This is a genomic window from Novipirellula sp. (assembly GCF_041583735.1).
In the GTDB taxonomy this organism is placed as follows: Bacteria; Planctomycetota; Planctomycetia; order Pirellulales; family Pirellulaceae; genus Novipirellula.
Window position 1 is genome coordinate 1 of the sequence record NZ_JBFHFD010000088.1, and the last position, 18,609, is coordinate 18,609.

Annotated in this window: 16 protein-coding genes and 1 pseudogene; 8 read left to right on the forward strand and 9 right to left on the reverse strand. The window is 54.9% G+C overall.

What is annotated here, in order from left to right; genetic code table 11:
* From ABX962_RS09235 to ABX962_RS09250, 4 genes and pseudogenes are all read right to left on the reverse strand, one after another.
* Positions 1-287: pseudogene (locus ABX962_RS09235) on the reverse strand (DUF389 domain-containing protein); the annotation flags it as partial.
* A 41-nt stretch (positions 288-328) separates the two neighbouring features.
* A complete protein-coding gene (locus tag ABX962_RS09240; RefSeq protein WP_372718709.1) occupies positions 329-1,618 on the reverse strand; it encodes a DUF1552 domain-containing protein in 1,290 nt (429 codons plus the stop codon).
* Between the two features lie 61 nt (positions 1,619-1,679).
* A complete protein-coding gene (locus ABX962_RS09245) occupies positions 1,680-4,139 on the reverse strand; it encodes a DUF1592 domain-containing protein (protein ID WP_372718711.1) in 2,460 nt (819 codons plus the stop codon).
* 175 nt (positions 4,140-4,314) lie between these two features.
* The gene (locus tag ABX962_RS09250; RefSeq protein WP_372718713.1) at positions 4,315-5,223 is read right to left on the reverse strand and encodes a cation diffusion facilitator family transporter; all 909 of its coding nucleotides are present in this window, start codon (positions 5,221-5,223) and stop codon (positions 4,315-4,317) included.
* 351 nt (positions 5,224-5,574) lie between these two features.
* On the opposite strand from ABX962_RS09250, the gene ABX962_RS09255 reads away from it, so the two are divergent.
* From ABX962_RS09255 to ABX962_RS09270, 4 genes are all read left to right on the forward strand, one after another.
* On the forward strand, positions 5,575-6,033 hold the full coding sequence (locus ABX962_RS09255) for a hypothetical protein (protein WP_372718715.1): 459 nt from the start codon (positions 5,575-5,577) through the stop codon (positions 6,031-6,033).
* A gap of 5 nt (positions 6,034-6,038) precedes the next feature.
* Positions 6,039-6,485, forward strand: coding sequence for a TadE/TadG family type IV pilus assembly protein (locus tag ABX962_RS09260; RefSeq protein ID WP_372718717.1), 447 nt, complete (start codon positions 6,039-6,041; stop codon positions 6,483-6,485).
* Between the two features lie 5 nt (positions 6,486-6,490).
* Positions 6,491-7,549: a VWA domain-containing protein gene (locus tag ABX962_RS09265; protein WP_372718719.1), complete on the forward strand. Its 1,059-nt coding sequence runs from the start codon at positions 6,491-6,493 to the stop codon at positions 7,547-7,549.
* Between the two features lie 79 nt (positions 7,550-7,628).
* Positions 7,629-8,030 (forward strand): TadE/TadG family type IV pilus assembly protein, encoded by a 402-nt coding sequence (locus ABX962_RS09270; protein WP_372718721.1) that lies wholly within the window; start codon positions 7,629-7,631, stop codon positions 8,028-8,030.
* Here ABX962_RS09270 and ABX962_RS09275 read toward each other — a convergent pair.
* Complete coding sequence (locus ABX962_RS09275; RefSeq protein ID WP_372718723.1) at positions 8,023-9,333, reverse strand: glycosyltransferase family 4 protein; 1,311 nt, start codon at positions 9,331-9,333, stop codon at positions 8,023-8,025. The genes ABX962_RS09270 and ABX962_RS09275 overlap by 8 nt on opposite strands.
* A 199-nt stretch (positions 9,334-9,532) precedes the next feature.
* The gene (locus ABX962_RS09280) at positions 9,533-9,868 is read right to left on the reverse strand and encodes a DUF721 domain-containing protein (protein WP_372718725.1); all 336 of its coding nucleotides are present in this window, start codon (positions 9,866-9,868) and stop codon (positions 9,533-9,535) included.
* Positions 9,869-10,373: 505 nt separating this feature from the next.
* Here ABX962_RS09280 and ABX962_RS09285 point away from each other — a divergent pair.
* The 4 genes from ABX962_RS09285 (at position 10,374) to ABX962_RS09300 (ending at position 13,761) form a co-directional block, all read left to right on the forward strand.
* Complete coding sequence (locus tag ABX962_RS09285) at positions 10,374-10,574, forward strand: hypothetical protein (protein ID WP_372718727.1); 201 nt, start codon at positions 10,374-10,376, stop codon at positions 10,572-10,574.
* A gap of 174 nt (positions 10,575-10,748) precedes the next feature.
* Complete coding sequence (locus ABX962_RS09290; protein WP_372718728.1) at positions 10,749-11,672, forward strand: DUF1571 domain-containing protein; 924 nt, start codon at positions 10,749-10,751, stop codon at positions 11,670-11,672.
* Positions 11,673-11,941: 269 nt separating this feature from the next.
* Positions 11,942-12,463, forward strand: coding sequence for a RimK/LysX family protein (locus ABX962_RS09295; protein WP_339942626.1), 522 nt, complete (start codon positions 11,942-11,944; stop codon positions 12,461-12,463).
* A gap of 71 nt (positions 12,464-12,534) precedes the next feature.
* A complete protein-coding gene (locus ABX962_RS09300) occupies positions 12,535-13,761 on the forward strand; it encodes a RimK family alpha-L-glutamate ligase (protein ID WP_372718731.1) in 1,227 nt (408 codons plus the stop codon).
* 95 nt (positions 13,762-13,856) lie between these two features.
* Here ABX962_RS09300 and ABX962_RS09305 read toward each other — a convergent pair whose 3' ends face one another.
* The 3 genes from ABX962_RS09305 to ABX962_RS09315 form a co-directional block, all read right to left on the reverse strand.
* Positions 13,857-14,762: a transglutaminase N-terminal domain-containing protein gene (locus ABX962_RS09305; RefSeq protein WP_372718733.1), complete on the reverse strand. Its 906-nt coding sequence runs from the start codon at positions 14,760-14,762 to the stop codon at positions 13,857-13,859.
* A gap of 104 nt (positions 14,763-14,866) precedes the next feature.
* Positions 14,867-17,425: a circularly permuted type 2 ATP-grasp protein gene (locus ABX962_RS09310; protein ID WP_372718735.1), complete on the reverse strand. Its 2,559-nt coding sequence runs from the start codon at positions 17,423-17,425 to the stop codon at positions 14,867-14,869.
* A 285-nt stretch (positions 17,426-17,710) separates the two neighbouring features.
* Positions 17,711-18,609 (reverse strand): transglutaminase family protein (locus ABX962_RS09315; protein WP_372718737.1); only part of this gene is annotated, 899 nt, incomplete at its 5' end.

Consider the following 18,609-nt stretch of genomic DNA (forward strand, 5'->3'; position numbering starts at 1 on the left):
GATCGCTGAAACGGTTCGTCATGTTCATCTTTGACAATCAGAACCAAGGACGACTTCTTGACTCGAATATGATTCAGAACCGAGTCGATATCTTCGTCAACGATTTCGATGGTCTTGATCGACGACGACGCCTGCAACGCTTTCCGAGCCTGCTCAGCAAGCGTGTTTCGGTCCTGGCCAAGCACGACCAATACGATTTCCGCATCAATCGAATCGGCAATCGTTTCGGCCCAAGGAGTCCCCTCGGTCAAATGACGCTGCGAACTCACAAAGAAATAGAGCGACATGTTGACGGCGGCTTACTTGGGAACAACGCGAATCTCGCGGGTTAGCTGGACAACCCATTCATCGTTCCGGTGCTGGTGGCAAATTGATCGATTTCCATGCCCAGATTCTGCAACATCGAAACGTACAGGTTCGGCAAAGGGTAATTGTTCTTTCGATCAAACGCGAGATGTTGCCCATGACGAAACCCACCGCCTGCCAACAGCACAGGCATGTTGCGGTTGTCGTGATTGGACGCATTGCCCAGGTTGCTCGTCAAAAAGACCGTGGTCAAATCCAACAGCGACGTGCCGGAATCATCCGTCTCTTTCAGTTCACGCAGGAACTGGCCCCACTGTGCTATGAACGCTTCTTCGACGATTGCGAGTTGTGATAACTTGTCTTCGTCTTGCCCATGATGACTTAGCGAGTGATAACCTTCATCCACCCCTTCGATCGGAAGAACACCGCCGCCGCCAGGGATATGGAACGAAATGTAGCGAGTCGAATCGGTTTGCAGCGCGAGCTTGATCACTTCGCACATCGTTTTTTGACGAGCGATCAAATCGTTTGGGTTACCCACGTCGACCGGTTTCTTGGCAGCGACGACCGGCTTGGGAAGATTGGCCCATCGCTCAGATAATTCCATTCGCTTTTCGAGTTGACGCACGCTAGTGAAATAGGCGTCCAACCGATTACGGTCTCCCACACCAAGTTGCCGCTCGAGAGATTTTGCATCCTCGCCGACAAGATCCATGATGCTGCGTCCTTCGCGAACACGTTGGGCTTGAATCTTTCGCTGCTGCGGTGGATCGTTGATGAACAACTTGGCGAACAGACGCGATGGCGACGATTCCGGTGGGATCATCGATCCATTTTCGGTGTACGAGGGACTTGTCGAGCCACCGTTGCTGAGCACTAGCGATGGAAATCGCGTGGCATCGCCAAAGTGTTTGGCCAGCAACTGATCAATCGAGATCGAGTTCTTTGCCTTGCCCGCGGATCCCATCGGAGTGGCCGTCAAAATGCTCGCTTCGGCTCGGTGCCCTCCTTTGACTCCCGGATGCGACGTTCCCGAGACCACGGTCAATTGATCCCGCAGATCTTGCAACGCACGAAGGTAGGGTGTCGCTTGATAGTCGCGTCCCCCGGTCTCAGGAAACAAGTTGTCGGCGACCAATCCAAGTCCAAGCGTCATCGTGACAAGTCGCTTCGGCTTGCTTTCGCCCTTGTCATTGGCAAACGTTGGCTGCATCGCACTTAACCATGGCAACCCCATCGAGATCCCAGCACCACGCAACACGGTGCGGCGGTTCAGGCGAGATTTGAGATTGAAGTAAATGGCTTTCTTCATGATAAATCTGTTCGTTAAATGAAAGGTGCGCTGATGGTATCGGACGGTAGCTCACCGAGATCTACTTCGATAAAAAAATCGGACTCAAAACTACCTCGTTTAAGAGCGACCGCATTCCATAGCGATCGTCGGATGTCGAATCGACAATCTGCTCGACCCGATCACGGTCCGCGAACGCGATCGGAGCACCGGTGCCGTAGACCAGCAATTTTTCGGCAAAGTTACGAGCCAGCATTTTTTGTTCATTCGCGATCAGTTCACGAAATTGGTTAAACCCCGCAAACGGACGACCATCAGCCAAATGGTAACTCGGATCCACTTTGGGGCCTTTGCGATTGCCTTTTCCTGAGATTGCATAATGATCTCGCCATTGTCCGGCCGCATCAAAGCTCTCCAGTGCAAAGCCGGGCGGGTCAATTTTGGAGTGACAGCTGGCACATTCGGTATGATTGCGATGCAGTTCCAATTGGTCGCGAATCGTTTTCGCACCACGAATGTCGGGCTCAATCGCAGGAACGCTTTCGGGAGGCGGAGGAACAGGTTGTCCCAAAACACGATCACAAACCCAAACGCCTCGCAGCACCGGCGACGTGGTCGTGCCATTTGCCGTGACTTTCAAAATCGAACCTTGGGCCAGCAGTCCTCCGCGTGACGAACCTTTATCAAGTTGGATACGCCGAATCGCATCCCCTTCGATCCCGTCAATCCCATAAAAGCGCGCCAAGCGACTGTTCACAAAGGTAAAGTCCGAGCGGACAAGTTTATCGATGCTGGCGTTCTCACTGAGCAACGTCTCGATATAGCGATGGGTTTCGGCCAACATCGCGTTTTCGACCACCGAATCGAAGCGGGGATACAGCTTGGGATCGGGTTCGGTAAAGTTGATGTCCACCAAATCGAGCCACTGGGACGTGAAATCCACAACAAATTGGCGTTGACCTTTGCCATCCAACAATCGATCGATCTGGGAAATAAGCACTTCGGGATCGCGAAGTTGTTTTTTCTGTGCCAGCTTGAACAATTCGGCATCAGGCATCGATCCCGTCAAAAAGTAGCTCAGTCGCGACGCGATTGCAAAATCATCCAGCGGAGCTCTTGATGACGCACTGCTTGCCAACTCGGTTGATGTAGGCTCGACCAAGTACATGAATCGGGCCGAGCACAGGATCGCACGATAGCTCGCTCGCAACGCTTCGAGCGGGTCGCCGTTGTTCTGAAGTCCTTGTGATAGAATCTCGGCGTAAGGCTGCAAATCCGACTGGGAAACAGGACGCCGGAACGCGCGGTGTGCAAAGCGATTCAATTGCTCGCGTAGTTCCGTCTCCGTGACCTCCTTGTCCAACTGCAAACGCTTCGACTTGCCCGTTTTCGAATCAGCCTGCTTGTTGAGCTTTAAGTTTCCGAACAAACCAGTACGAACCGATTGTCTGTCACCCCCTGGATGAATTTCTTCAATCTGCATTTGGTGGAATGCGACACCCGCAAGATTTTGCGGCGTCCCCTCACCAGCGCCGACTTGGCCTCCGGCGAATCGTCCTTGTTTTAACGTTAAATCGCCAGGACGAATTTCGAACATTTGGCCTTTGGGAATCCACGCTTCGAATGTTCGCTCGATCGGTTCGTCGGTCGCCTCGAAAGATCCAACCCAAGACATCAGCGGCGCCCCCGATGTGCAGAATCCGGTACGCACGGTGCACCAAACGCCATGATCTTTGGGTTTGTTCATTGCTGATGCAGTCACGGTCATTCGGTACCAACCATCTTTCGGTACCGTTGTCGTCTGGATGCGACCGTAAAAGATCAGCCGGGATGCCCAAACCACCGCTTTTCCATCGAGCATCTCGGGTTCACGACATCGCCGCTTGGGACTGGTACGTGCAATCTGTTTTGCGTTCAGCGATTTTACAAAAGGAGTGTCCTCACCCAAAGCACGATCAAAGGCTTCGTCAAGCGCGGCATCGACAATGTTCAAATGGGATTCGATCTGAAAGTGCGACATCGCTTGGGCCGAGGCAATGTTGGTGAACCCATCAACGCGAGGGTCCTCGGGCGCAAGTGACGCCAACGGGATATCGATCGAGAACAAATCGTGCAGCGTTCGCTCAAGCTGCAATGTGGTCAATCGCCGCGTTTGCACGCGGCCCAGCTTTGCAAACTCGGTAAGCTGAGTCGAAGTGATCCACTGAGAAGTCGCATCGAGAAATCGCTTGCGGTCGTTGGGCTCCAATTCCTCGGCGTCGCGGGGCGGCATCTCGCCCGATTCAACCCGGTCAAAAACGCGTTGCCATGTCGCCATCGTTTTCGGATCGGCCAGATCGGCCCCCAGTCCGGACGCATCAAATCCGCCTTCGCCCGATTCGTCAGCATGACAATCGACGCACGAATTTTCGAGCAATTGAGTGGCTGCCGCCGGAACACGCGACTTCACAGGATGGTTTTCCGCACTCACACAAAACGGTGTAAGAGCGATCACCATCGCAAGCGTTTGGGCTGAGACACGCGGAATCAAAGGGTTCGGCATTGCGGGAGAGGGGCAGCAGGCTAGGGTGACATGGGCCACAGCGATTGCCGGGCTTGGGGGAGGGAGGGGGGGGGCGGGCCGAGACTATTTTAATCAACACGTCAAGGATTGTGCGAGTCCTTTTCGCCCTGGATCTCGCCGCTTTGCTTGCAACCAGTGCGTTTTACGCGTTATTTCACAGCGACCCGGCCTCGGCTTGACGGCAATTCGCAGCATCGACACTTGATTCGATTTGGACCGTGGCATGGCTGATTTGAAACTCGTGATCCAAATCGTGAGCGATTTTTTTCAGCAGCGCATCGTTGTTTTCAAGCTGCGGCTTGACCAGATGAGCGGTCAAGGCGATCTCGGTCGTGCTCATCGCCCAGACATGCAAATCGTGAACGGCCGTCACTCCGGGCAGCCTCAGCAGGTATGCATTGACGTCATCGAGGTCGATCTTTTTGGGGACCGCCTGCAGTGCATAGTTCATCGATTCACGAAGCAGGTCGGTCGTGGCAAAGAAGATCACCACAGCGATCAACAAACTGGTTGCCGGATCGATCCAGTTCCACTGGGTATACAGAATCAGGACCCCCGCAATCGCAACCCCCAATGACAACAACGCGTCGGCGGCCATGTGCAGAAACGCGCCACGGATATTCAAATCACCATGCCGGCCTTTCATAAACAACAACGCCGTGATCGTATTGATCACCACTCCGATTAGCGCCACGATAATCACCGTCGGTGCGGCGACCTCAGAGGGTTCTTGAAACCGATGGATCGCTTCCCAAGCGATTCCTCCAATCGCGACCAACAAGATTAAGGCATTAAATAACGCTGCCAAAATGGTCGTGCTCCGCCAACCGTAGGTGCGTTTGTTACACGGCGGAACCTTCGCCAACGCGTAGCCACCCCAAGCGATCAGCAGTCCTAACACATCCGAAAGGTTGTGTCCGGCATCGGCCAAAAGCGCGAGCGAATGGCTGTAGAAACCGTACCCCGCCTCGACCAAGACGAACACCACATTCAGTGCCACGCCAATGGCAAAGGCCGATCCGTAATTCTGATTTTCGGTGTGATGGTGGGCGCACTGATGCATCGTCGTTCCTCAACACGGGTGATCACGCGAACAAGAAGGGCTTGCTTGTTGCGACTTTATAGACAAACGACAAATTTTGATAGCCGTACGGCGGACGTCCAAAGTCGACGGCATTGTGGGATCACCTCGTCGCTTCCGGGGGGCACCGCGGCGGACTTATCGCTGCAACCGCTGCAATCTGCATTTCAATGCGGTGGGGTGAGGCAAGTTTGTGTGTGGACGAACCGGATCGCACAACTCTGACCTACGGTTCCCTATGAGAGCCGATTGCCAGCTTCAGAGCGATCGGCCCTCTCAGAGTCATCTGACGATTCGCGAGTTATTTCACCTACCATTGTCGCAGACGAGACCATGAGCCAAACCAAATCACGCCGCAGCCGTACGCTTGTTGATCGCGAGGTCCAAGGGGGATTGCTTCGCAAGATCGCGATTCACTGGATCGTTTTCTTCGTATGCAACGCGATTGCCTTGACCATTTGGATTCGCTTGTTCGAGCAACCCGATGCCGATTGGGGGCAAACGTTCGCCGACACGATGCAACGCTTCATGCCCTTCTTTGTGATCACGATGGCGTTGATCCCCGCCTTCGTCTGGGACACGCTGAAGTTGACCAACCGATTTGCCGGCCCCATTTTGCGACTTCGAAATGCATTGGCCGACGTCCGTACCGGCCGCCCGGTGGCTCCGCTGCAATTTCGCAACGACGACTTTTGGCAAAACATTGCCGCTGACTTTAATGCGGTGATCGAACGAGTTCCGGCCGTGACGCCTACCGCCAAACCATCTCCGGCCAGCGATTCGGAGGTATAAGAACGATGACAATCACGATCCCCCATGACGTTCCCGCGATCGATCATTCCCGAGCCAATCGCCCCCGCCACCGTTCGCGGCGAGCGGTCGCAGCTGCCGAGTTCGCCGTCTGTTTGCCGATCCTTGTGCTGTTGGTGTTTGGTTCAATCGAAGCGAGCAGTTTCATTTTCCTGAAACAAGCACTCAGTGTGGCGGCGTACGAGGGAGCTCGCGAAGCGGCCCTGAGCACTTCGACCGCCAGCGCCGCCGAAGATCGCGCCACCAATATCCTTACTGCACGCAACGTGCGTGGTTTCGCCGTTCGATTTCCTGATCGCAATCCCGAGCAAGCCAAGCGGGGTGAAGAGATCGCGGTCGAAATTGTGGCCCCCACGCAACCGAACAGCCCGCTGGCGGGCCAATTCATTGCCAACCGAGACCTAATTGCACGCGTCGTGATGTTGAAAGAATAATGATCATGAACCATCCAAGCCCTCAATCTACTTTGCGTCGATCTGATTTGTCTCGCGGTGCATCACGTCGCCGTGGTGCGATGTTGATTTTGATCGTGATCATGATGGTCGCCTTTATGATGGCGGTCACATTCTCGGTCGATATCGCCCAGATGCATCTGGCCAGAACCGAACTTCGCAGTGCCACCGATGCGGCCGCCAAGGCAGCGGCGCTGGAGTTGTCGCAATCGTTTAACGAAGGTCTTGCGATTCGTCGCGGTCAACAAATCGCACTTCGCAACACCGTCAACGGTGATCCCCTGATCGTCGATGCAAGTGATTTTTCGTTCGGGGCCAGCCGCGAAGCGAAATCAGGAAAATTCGAGTTCAGCCCCGGCCAACGCCCCATCAACAGCGTCAAAGTCAACGGCAAACGGACCCACGGTTCGAGTGCCGGTGCCGTTCCGATGTTCTTTGGCAACATGGTTGGGTTTGAATTCTTTGAACCGCAAGCTCTGTCGACAGCAACCTACATCGAACGCGACGTCGTGCTTGTCGTGGACCGCAGCGGATCGATGGCGGGAGACAAAATCGCCGATTTGCGAGACGCCATCAACATCTTTACCAGCACGCTCGAGGGCACCCCCGTCCAAGAGCAAGTCGGTTTGGCATCGTACAACGACCAAGCCCGCGAAGACGTGCAATTGAGCGACGATTTGAATCTAATCACCCGTGCGATGGCGGCGTTGCCGGTCGGTGGATTCACCAGTATTTCACGAGGCATGGATGCAGGCCACGAAATCATGAACCGTAGCCGTGATGCCAAATTTGTCGAAAAAACGATGATTGTAATGACCGATGGAAAGCACAACCGCGGACGTGAACCGCGTGAATCGGCAGACGAAATCGCTCGCGATGGGATCACGATTCACACCATCACGTTTGGTGCCGGCGCCGACACCACGCGAATGCGAGAAGTGGCAACGATCGGTAACGGAAAAACCTTTCACGCCGCCAGCGGTGAGGAATTGCGACGCATCTATCGCGAGATCGCGCTGACGCTGTCCACCATGATGACCGAATAGATTTGAATCCTGAACGAGCGATTTGAAATCAACGGATCCAAACCTGACACCCCTGCCCACTGTTTTTGGCAAAAAACCCATGACCAAACTGAACCGACGACGCCAACGACGAGGCGCAGCCTTGGTGGAATTTGCAATCGTCGCCCCGATCTTGTTCCTGTTTTTCTTTGCGGCCTTTGAATTTTGCCGTGCCGCAATGATTCGCCATACCGCCGACAACGCGGTCTACGAAGCGGCACGGACAGGCATATTGCCCGGAGCGACCGCCGAAGAGACCGAATCTAAAGCACTGGGGATCCTTAATTCGCTTGGCCTGACGAATGTTCGCGTCCAAGTCACCCCCAAAAAGATCAAACGCGATACACGCGAAGTGACCGTCCGAGTCGAAGTGCCGATGGATGGCAACAGCTTTGTCCCGATCAAGTACGTCAAAGGCGAGATCAGTCGCGAATTGACGATGCGTCGCGAAGGCATCAAGTAGTTGACGAGGCCGAGGTTAGCTCGGTGAACAATGCCGCCAAACGCCGGGCCGTGATTTCAATCGAATGCTTTTCAAGCACATTCGCCAACCCCGATGCGATCAATTGTTGTCGATGCGAATGATTTTTGGCTAGCAGATCAATCCCACCAATCAAGGCTTGAGGGTCATTCGCGGGAACCACGATGCCGCCACCGGTCGATCCAATCAGTTCACCAAACGCGCCATGGTCGGGCAGTACCACCGGCACTCCCGATGCGATTGCCTCGAGCACAAACAGCCCCTTGGGATCTTCGTATTCCGTTGGCACACACAACAAGTCGAGCGTTCGCAAGAATTCAGCTTTCTGCGAGAGCGAGGGGCTGCCGTGATAGGTAAAACGCTCGCTCAAACCCGCAGCGTTGATTCGTTGGCGAAGCGATTCAAGGTAGGCGTGATTGTTTTCGCCGAGCCAACCGGCGACCTCCAGCGTCAGACGCGAATGGAATGGCTGAGACGCCAAATCGATAAATGCATCCACCAGCCGGTGCAGCCCTTTCTCGGGTGCAACTCGCGCCATGTAGCCCAAGCGAAACGTCTCCGCTGTGGACGACGACGTCGGTCGTGGCGAAAAGTGCTGAAGATCAATCGAAAGCGGAATTGTCGTCAATTTTGATGGCGGGATCTGGAGCTGCGATCCCATTTTGTCCGCATAAAAACGGCTGTTGACGACGAACTGATCGACTGATCCCACAAGGTTTCGGCACAGCTGAACCGCCTCGCCCCGCGCCGCATCGGGCAAGTGGTCCAAGAAAATGTCATCGCCTTGTAACAACACCACGATCTTCGTGTTGGGCAATCGTTTGCGGATCGTCGGTAACGCTCCGCCGATCAATAGATTGCTGAGCACAAGGACATCAGGGTGCATCTCGGTGTCGAGCCAATCGGTCAATCGCCCGACCTCTTCGGCTTGCCGCCCCTCGGTCCCTTTGAGCATCGAAATCGCCAGTGCGGCAAGCTTGGCGGCATCGGTGGACATCGCTCGGCTTGTCGCCATCCGGATCAACGGCGGCCAATCGAGAAATCGCCGTAGCGATGCAGGCACAAACCGGATCCACGGCATCTGTTGCAGCAGATAGATGTGAATGCCACCAAAGAAGACTGCTTCCTCAGCGATGCTGGTTTCATCGGTGCGGATCGGCGTGTAAATCGGCTGCAAGACGCAGTCAATTCCGGATGCCCTCAAAACCCGCGCGGTGGCATTGTCGTGCATACAGCTGCCGCAATACATCCCGGCAGCCCCCGCGGTTAAGAAAACCACTTTCATCGTGACACAAAACTCCCGCGGACTTGGCGGGCCCAACGATGACGGGCCCAACGATGGTGGGCCAAACGATGGTGGGCCAAACGATGGTAGGCGCGAGATCGATGCATTGGGCTCAGAAAGGTTGGATCAGTTTTGCGTTGGCGGGTTGGCGCTGATCGCTCCGCGATCAGATCGATGGATCGCGGAGCGATCAACGACATCAATTGGCTTGGATACGAAACTTCAGCCCCGTGACGTTGGATTGGGGAAGCGTTTTTTGAAGCTTCTTGAGGATCGTTCGCTTTTGAAAGTTCAACTCTTGCAGGGTGACCGAGTCCGACGCGTAGATCTCCAGTACGCCTCGTTTCAAATTGCCAATCCGCACGCTGGATCGTATCTGCTGGTCAATCAGCGCGATCACAGCGTCCTGGATTTCGTTGACCACCGCAACTTGCGCATAACCACGTCGCGAAATCAATTGGTTCACCAACGAACCAATTTTTCGCACGCGAGGCTTCTCTTCCGGCGCGGTCGCGTTCGCCCTGGACGACTTCATCTTAATTGGGGTGGGCCTTTTCCGAGGCAATCCGTCGGACAATTCTAATGTTCCTTTGCAACGAGATTTTCGGTGAGCGTCTGCGCAGAACGGACAAAAACCGAGGTTGGGGAACTGCCCCCCTGCTTAGAGGCTTTTGAAGTCATTGGCTTTTGACGTGGTTGGGCCATGCCATCGGACCGAAGCAACCGCCCAGCGGCGATGTCAGTATTGCTTAATCGAGTCCATCAGTACAGATCGCCATCGGATCGAGTTCATGCGGATCGGGCTCACAGAAACGCCACCGAGGCGAAAAACACGGGGAAAGTTACGGGGAAAGCTCCAGAGAAACCCCATTTTGCTGCGACACCGCCGGGGCGTCGCTGATCGAAAAAGGAACCTATTTCCGTTGTCCCCCGGCGGATGAAGGTCCGTTTCTTCCTGAGTTAACTCGTGATGGATGGTCCGGGCAGCTGCGAAACGTGAGCAATTTCGATCTGTTTCTTGTCCGTCGTGGGCGCGCTGTTTGCGGTCAGTCGCTGCGGCAGCGGCACTGACGCTGTTGATCGGATCCGCCCCATCATCCTCGCGGTTGATGGGGCAAGAAACCCGAAACAATGGCAACCAAATTGATGCGAAATCTGCCATTGCGTCTAACGAACATGCGGTAGACGAGGCGGCGGAACTCGGCGTCATTGCTGGATCGCGCCCCGGCGAAGGCCGTTGATTGCATCGATGGAGGTGCAAGGATTGTATTTTGGTTGGTTCGCCGTGTTCGCGACGAACCAACCGCTGTGATTAGGAAACGGCAAGGGTATCGCCGCGAGTCGCCCTTGCCATCGCGACTGCTTTGTTTTGCTAGTGCTTGAATTTGCGATTCATTCAACTTGGAAAAATGACCATGAAACGAGATTATCTGCTGACTGTGCCACTGGTCGTCGTACTGTTGATTCCCGCATCGACTCGCTTGATTGCGGACGAAATTCTAGCCTCTGCCAATACCGCAGATCGTGTGAGCTCACCGCGACTCAGCGACGAAGAGGCGTCGCTGCGACTCTCACCCGACTCGCTGATCCCCGAAACCAAGAAACTTACCGCACATCAACAGGAACTCAAAAGGCTCGTCAAACAAGCTCAAGCGAGTTTGGATCGATGCCGCCAACAGGTCCAGGACTACACCTGCACATTTTTGGCACAGGAGCGTATCGACGGTCGACTTGGGCCTACGAAACGCTGCCAAGCCAAAGTGCGGCACACCTATCCCGAAGACGAAAATGACGATGTGTCCACAAGCATCTACATTAAATTTCAATCGCCTAAATCGATGCATGGACGCGAAGTGTTATGGGACAGCCACGCCAACGATGGACGAATGCTTGTCCGCAAAGGGGGCAAGGTTCTCGGGTTCATGACCGCGATGATCGAGCCATCGAGCGTGTTAGCGATGCAAGGCAACCGGTACCCCATTGACGAATTTGGCATCCGACGACTGCTCGAGCGTTTGGTCGACGTGGGTAATGCCGAGTTGTCGGTCGAACAGGTGCTTGTGCAAAGCCGCCCGAACGTCGAAATCAACGGACGCAAATGCCAGTACTTCGAAGTCGTGCATCCGGTTCGCCAAGAGCATCTGCCGTTTCACATCGCCAAAGTTTATGTCGACAACGAATTACGATTGCCAATCCTGTTCGAAGCATTCGATTGGCCCGAAGGCGAATCGGAAGCCCCCGTTTTAATGGAACGATATCTGTACTGCGACCTGAAACTGAATGTGGGATTGAGCGATGCTGATTTCGACAGATCCAACCCCGAATACCAATTTCACTAACGCGGTCGCAACCGTGATCGCGTTTCCTCCTCTCGTAATAAGGCCTCCTACGACATGGCACCCTAAAAAATGGTCTCATGTGCTAACGTGATCGATGCCGTTGTCCTCGAACCCGCGAAGATCCAGCCGATTTGATTTGTGAAAAGTTGCCGTCTAGACATTGCGACGCCGGGATGGTTAATCTCTGGATATTCGAAAGTTTCTGACTTCCGGTGCTGTTCCGAAGACCCCCAAAACCACGTCCGCCATGGCGATCGGGATCGATAGTTTTGACATTTCCGACAGATTCAGACGACGTTTTCGACGATCAACCTGCTCCGCCCGACCCCAGCGACACGAAGGACCAGTGGATTATCGGGTGGCGTGAATGGGTTTCGCTGCCGAGTTTAGGAATCCGTCACATCAAGGCGAAAATCGACACCGGTGCAAGATCGTCAAGTTTGCATGCTTTGAATATCGAAACATTTGATGCGGGTGGCATCGACATGGTTCGATTTGATGTTCAACCTCACCAACGTTCGGACGCCAAAACGATCGTCTGCGAAGCTCCAGTTCACGATATTCGCAGCGTCCGCAGTTCGAGCGGGCAAGCTTCCAAACGGATCTTTATCTTGACCGAAGTCCACTGGCTCGATACCACGTGGCAAGTCGAACTGACGCTTGCCAACCGTAACAAAATGGGGTTCCGCATGTTGATGGGACGCGAAGCCATTCGCGGACGCATGCTTGTCGATCCTGGCCAATCTTACTTTGGCGGACGCCCCAAAAAGAAAAAAAGAAAACACTGGTGAATCGTCACCAGCGACCTACGGACCGCCAAATTACCTAGCCCTCTTACAACCTTTGCCTTGAGACCCTTTTTATGAAGTTGGCGATCCTTTCATGCAGCCCGAACTGCTACAGCACGCGGCGTCTAAAAGAGGCGGCACTGTCGCGCGGCCATGAAGCCAAGGTGCTCAATACGCTCCGCTTTTCGATCGATCTGAAGCAGGGCGAACCCGATCTGTATTTTCGTTCCAAACTGCTCAGCGACTATGACGCGGTCATCCCCCGGATCGGTTCGTCGATCTCGTTTTATGGCACTGCCGTGGTTCGCCAGTTCGAGCAAATGGATGTGTTCACGACCAACAGCTCGGCCGGGATCACCAACGCGCGCGACAAACTGCGTTGCCTACAAATTCTAAGTCGCCATCATATCGGGATCCCCGAAACCGCCTTCGTTCGCGAAAAGCGAGACGTGTTGCCCGCGATCGAGCGAGTCGGTGGCGTGCCGATCATCATCAAACTGCTCGAAGGCACCCAGGGCGTCGGCGTCATTTTGGCCGAGTCGGTCAAGACCGCCGAAGCGATCATCGAAACGCTGCAAAGCACCCGGCAAAACGTGTTGGTGCAAAAATTTGTTGCCGAAAGTCGTGGCCGCGATATCCGTGCATTTGTCGTCGGCGATCGCGTCGTTGCCGCAATGCGGCGTGTGGCGCAGGGACAAGAGTTTCGTAGCAACGTGCATCGCGGCGGTCGCACCGAACTTGTCGAACTCGATGAAACGTATTGCGAAACCGCAGTCCGCTGTGCCCAAATCATGGGACTTCGCGTTGCCGGCGTCGATATGCTCGAGGGCAGCGATGGCCCGCAAGTGATGGAAGTTAATTCGTCACCGGGGCTCGAAGGCATCGAATCCTGTACCCAGCTTGATATCGCCGGCGCCATCATCGACTACGTTTCGGCTCAAGTCGACTTTGCCGAAATCGACGTTCGCCAACGCTTGACCGTCAGCCGCGGTTATGGAGTGACCGAGATCCATGTTCCCGAAGGCTCGGAGTTCTGCGGCAAAACGATTGATCAATCGGGACTTCCCGAACAGGACATCAACGTGTTGACGCTCTACCGTGGCACCAGCGTGATCCCGAACCCTCGGCTGAAACGGACGCTCGAACCGGGCGACCGCTTGCTGTGTTTTGGAAAACTCGAAGCGATGCGGACGATGATTCCCGACAAGACTCGTCGCAAACGCCGCCCCAAGGTCAAACAGCTGGCGACCGAGATCTCGGGTTCGACGCATCCGAATCCGCAAGACCGCGATTTCAATTAGACCGATGGAATCGCTGAAAATCTTGACGACTTCCGCTACGACTGCCCTCGTAGCACGGCGGGGAAGCATGAGGCCGACGAATTCGCGGCAATACGTTAACCGCTGCCTTGGACCGGTTCGACATCGACGCTGACCTTTAACGCGGTTTGACCGCCTCCCAAAATCACGCCTCGCATCGGGCTGACGTCGCCGTAGTCGCGGCCGATGCATATCGGGATATGATCGGTCGTGCACTGACAAGCGTTGGTGGGATCAAAGTCGATCCAGTCTAAATCGGAACCACAATAGACACTGATCCAGGCATGCGATTCGTCCGCTCCGATCTTGCGAACTTCCCCAGGCGGCGGGATGGTTCGCAGATAACCGCTGACGTAACGTGCCGGCAATCCAATCGATCGCAAGCAGGCGATTTGAATATGGGCAAAGTCTTGGCAAACCCCCGCACGCAGGGCAAAGGCATCCGCGGTCGGCGTGTTGACCTGGGTGGCACAGGTGTCATAGCGAAAATCGTGATAAATCCGTTTGGTCAAATCCAAAGTCGCCTCGACAATCCCGCGTCCCTCGCTGAACGAGACGCGAGCGTAGTCCGCATACTTGGTGTCTTTCTGAACACGCGGCGAATCAAAACAAAACTCGTCGACATAACGGCCTGAGCGACTCAGCCGAATCTGTCCCGGTTCACCCACAATTGTGTTCCAAGAGATCGCATCCGAAACGCTAGCAAGTGACGGTGGATCGACGGTAACTTCGCTGGTAGCAACCGCCGTCAACTCTTTGTGCAGCGTTTCGATGGCAAACGAGTAGACACAGTTGCCAAAATAATCGGTGTGCTCGGTCACCGTCTTGGGTGCGGGTGAGATCGCAATTCCTGAATGGTGGCATGTCACCCCAGGCCGCGTGCTCGGCTGCATCCGCAATTGATTTTGGCAAACCGCCACCGAATCGCTATAGCGATAGTGAGTTCGATGCGTGATGCGATAACGAATGGATGCTGCGGGCACAATTCAAAGCCATTAGGTCATGGACGACACGGATTGACCATTGTCACGGAATTCCGTTTTCTTTCGCAAGTGGTCCATTTTTCAAAACCACTACTTGGGATGATTTAATCAAGCTCAGGCGTGCCGACTCCGGTTAGAATTTGCGTTGTCCCGGTGTGAATCAGATAGCGTGCTGCGATAGCGTCGGACAGACTTGGCAATCCACGAATCAACTGCTCAAGCAATCGCTCCAAGTGAGGTCGATTTTTGTTTCCGCTCACTTCGCTTAACTGAACGGGATCTGCCATTCGCAACAGGTGTAACATCCGGCTGGCAATCTTCTCATCCGCCCCCAGGCCGACAATTTTTGCGCCGGTCGGCAATTGACTGATCAACGCCGCAATCTCATGCAGCTGAAAACTTAACGAGCGAGGATTCGTTTCGTCGGTCACTAACAAATCGATGGTCGGTGCGGGACGAACCAAGTTCAAGTATCGCGAGCGATAAGTCATCATACTGTCCAACGCATCCAATACCCCTTCGCATACCGAGGTCTCGTTGCCAACCGGATTGACTAACGTGGCGTCAAGCAGTTCGGCGGTTTGGTCCGCACGTTCAATGCGTCGTCCGAGCTGCAAGAATCGCCAAGCGTGTGTCCGGGTGGTACTTTCGCTGGCGACACCGGCAAAGGCCAGCAGATCGGTGATCAGCAGATTCAAACGCTCGATCACTCGTCCCATATTTTCGCCGGGGTGCGATGATTTTTCCATCGTGTCGCTGCCGATACGTTGGATGATCCGATAAGCATCGATGGAAATCCGGTCGCGAACGGCACTCGCATTCATCACGATCGAGCGGATCGTCGCTTGCAGCCCACGAGGCTGGTTGCGATCCATGATTGAGCCAGGCAGCATGTCTTCGACGCGAGGCAAGTTTCCATCGAGTCCCGTGACGGCATAGCCCGGTTCGATTTGCCCGATTGCCGCCAGCGCGGCTAACAAGCGAGGAATCTCGGGCATATCGCGAAGCTCGTTTTCTCCCGCCACGCGAACGATCGTCGTCCGCAGCAACCGCGTGATCGCTTCCGCACGCTCGGCATAACGGCCAAGCCAAAACAGGTGTTCCGCCACACGACTGGGCAACTCATCACCACTTCGCTTGAGAACAATTTTGGCATCCGCCGGTGGCAATAATGTCGTTTCGGTATCAATCGGCTGGGTGCTCGAGACCCAACAATCCATCGTCAAGTGACCGCTAGCGTGCGAACGATCGAGCTCCTGTTCTCGGGGGCTGACACGCGCAAGTGCTCCTGGCAAAACCTCGACCCCGTTGGCCGTCTGCAATTGAAAACAACGTAGCGCCAAGAACCACGGCTCGAGTTGACCGTTGGTCCAAATGGGCGTCGTGCTATGCGCCAATTTCTGTTGAGCCACAAACTCGCGCGGTTTGTCCTTGATCGCCGCCACTAATTCGTCACGGGCCGAGCTGGACAAAGTCGACGGAGCCACGGGCGGAACCCCCGAAACGACAAACGACGGGCGAATCACCAACGAATCCAGATTGTTCAGAACATAATCACACTCTTTTTTGCCACCACACCAATAGGTGGCCACATTCGGCAAACTCAACGGTTCGCCCAACAACAATTGACTTGCTGCCGGCAGAAACGGCAGCAGCGCCGGCGTTTGTGCCATCACGCTGCCAATCGAGTTGACCACCGCGACACTTTGTTCACGAACCGATCGCAACAACCCCGTCACGCCTTCGATCGAATCGGGATCCAGTTCCAACGGATCACATTTGCGATCAGACACATGACGCCAAAGCACCTCGATCGGCAACAAACCGCCCAACGTCTTTAGATTCAACTGGCCACCTCGCGCAGCCAAGTCGGTGCCTTCGACCAATGTCAAACCGAGATAGCGAGCCAAGTAGGCGTCTTCAAATTCACGATAACTGTCATGCCCCGGCGTCAACAATGCGACTCGCGGGTTATCTCGCATTCGTGGAGCGAGCGAACGAAGATGATTCCGCAGCGAATCAAAAAAAGAAGCGAGCCGCCGCGTGTTGCACTGCCGTACCACCTGCGGGAACACACGCGTGGTGACAATCCGGTTTTCGAGCAAATAGCCCAGCCCGCTCGGTGCTCGCGTGCGATCGCTTGTCACCCACCATGTGCCATCGGTGGCTCGCGCGATATCAGTTGCGGTGATATGCAACCGTTTACCACCACAACTAGGCATCTGGTGATACGCCCGCTGAAAATAAGGATTCGCCCACAGCACATCCGGCGGAACGATCTTTTCCTTGACCAAACGCTGCTCGCCGAGCAGATCCTCGAGAACCGCTTCCAACAGCAGCGTTCGTTGCGCAAGCCCAGCTTCGAGTTTGGCCCAGGAAGCGGAATCGATCACCAGCGGAATCGAGGACAGTCGCCACGGACGCACGAGCCGCCCCTCTTCGCTATCGACATTAAACGTGGTTCCGTTTTCGTGAACCAGTTCGTCGATCGTCGCGACCCGCTCGTTCATTCCCTGGTTGCCCAGCGACTGCAGATAATTGGCGACGGGCTGCCAATGGGGACGCAGCTTCCCCCCTGGCGTTTTGCATTCGTCAAAACGGTCTGGCGTGGCGGCGTATTCACCGAGTGAGGGTGTCGAGGCAACGGGCGATGTCAAAACCATCAGACTCGCAGGTAGGAGCAAGAAGCATACAGCGGCGTGGGCCTTTCTAGCGAAAAGCGGGCCGCCGATAAGTTGCCAGTCTATATCAAGTGATGACTGTCGTCATTCGGTTGAACCGCAACCCAGACTTGTCGAAATCCAGCATTTTTTGGCATCCCACCGAAGACCTTGGGGGATTTGACCTCCATTGACGATGAATTAGCCACGACAAGTTCGACTGTCCCCTTTGCGTGAGCTACAAAAAACGCTCGTCTCCATGCTCCTGCTCAACATTGATAGGATCCTCTAGCTGCGAACATGACGCCGCAAATCGAGCGTGATCGGGTATTCACATCGGTTTGCCAACGGGGGGAGATCCGCAATGTCAAACTTTTCACCGCTCATCGTTGAGCGTTCAAACTGAGCCGCTCGTCTCGATTCGGCTTCGCTCGCATTGATCGGGAATCGTTCATGGCTGCGTCCCGCCGGATGCACCGCATGGTAACGACATCCCCCAATCGATTGACGATTGCGAAGATCGACGATATCGAATTGTAGAGGGGTGTGTATGCCAATCGTCGGATGCAAACACCGCGGAGGTTGCCAGGCACGATATTTAACGCCTGCAACATATTGATTCTGGACCCCGGTCGGATGCATCGGTACACGAACCTGATTGCACAATACCGCATAGCGAGCCGAGTCCATTCCGTCGACAAGTATCTCGAGTCGCTCGAGTGACGAATCGACATAGCGAGCCGTCCCGCCCGATCCCGGTTCTTCGCCCATCACATACCACGGCTCGATCCCACTTCGCAGCCGCAACTGGACGCCTTGATGGGTGACTTCGCCGATCTTTGGAAAACGGAATTCGTGTTGCGGTGCAAACCATTCCGAACGCAACGTGGCGCCGCGGCGATTCAGATCGTCGATCAAATCACAAAGATCTTGCCAGACGAAATGAGGCAACATAAAGCGATCGTACAGCGTGGTTTGCCAACGTGACATTGGCTCTTGATACGGTTTTTCCCAGAATACGGCGATCGCAGCACGAATCAATAACTGTTGAGCGAGGTTCATTCGCGGGTTCGGTGGCATCTCGAATCCACGCAGCTCGACAAGCCCAAGTCGGCCGGTCGACGAGTCCGGCGAATAGAGTTTGTCAATGCAAATCTCGGTGCGATGCGTGTTGCCGGTCAAATCGA

Bases quoted from the DNA above. Each gene is read 5' to 3' on its own strand.
- ABX962_RS09240 (WP_372718709.1), bottom strand. From the start codon at position 1,618: ATGAAGAAAGCCATTTACTTCAATCTCAAATCTCGCCTGAACCGCCGC.
- ABX962_RS09245 (WP_372718711.1), bottom strand. From the start codon at position 4,139: ATGCCGAACCCTTTGATTCCGCGTGTCTCAGCCCAAACGCTTGCGATG.
- ABX962_RS09250 (WP_372718713.1), bottom strand. From the start codon at position 5,223: ATGCATCAGTGCGCCCACCATCACACCGAAAATCAGAATTACGGATCG.
- ABX962_RS09255 (WP_372718715.1), top strand. From the start codon at position 5,575: ATGAGCCAAACCAAATCACGCCGCAGCCGTACGCTTGTTGATCGCGAG.
- ABX962_RS09260 (WP_372718717.1), top strand. From the start codon at position 6,039: ATGACAATCACGATCCCCCATGACGTTCCCGCGATCGATCATTCCCGA.
- ABX962_RS09265 (WP_372718719.1), top strand. From the start codon at position 6,491: ATGAACCATCCAAGCCCTCAATCTACTTTGCGTCGATCTGATTTGTCT.
- ABX962_RS09270 (WP_372718721.1), top strand. From the start codon at position 7,629: ATGACCAAACTGAACCGACGACGCCAACGACGAGGCGCAGCCTTGGTG.
- ABX962_RS09275 (WP_372718723.1), bottom strand. From the start codon at position 9,333: ATGAAAGTGGTTTTCTTAACCGCGGGGGCTGCCGGGATGTATTGCGGC.
- ABX962_RS09280 (WP_372718725.1), bottom strand. From the start codon at position 9,868: ATGAAGTCGTCCAGGGCGAACGCGACCGCGCCGGAAGAGAAGCCTCGC.
- ABX962_RS09290 (WP_372718728.1), top strand. From the start codon at position 10,749: ATGAAACGAGATTATCTGCTGACTGTGCCACTGGTCGTCGTACTGTTG.
- ABX962_RS09300 (WP_372718731.1), top strand. From the start codon at position 12,535: ATGAAGTTGGCGATCCTTTCATGCAGCCCGAACTGCTACAGCACGCGG.
- ABX962_RS09310 (WP_372718735.1), bottom strand. From the start codon at position 17,425: ATGGTTTTGACATCGCCCGTTGCCTCGACACCCTCACTCGGTGAATAC.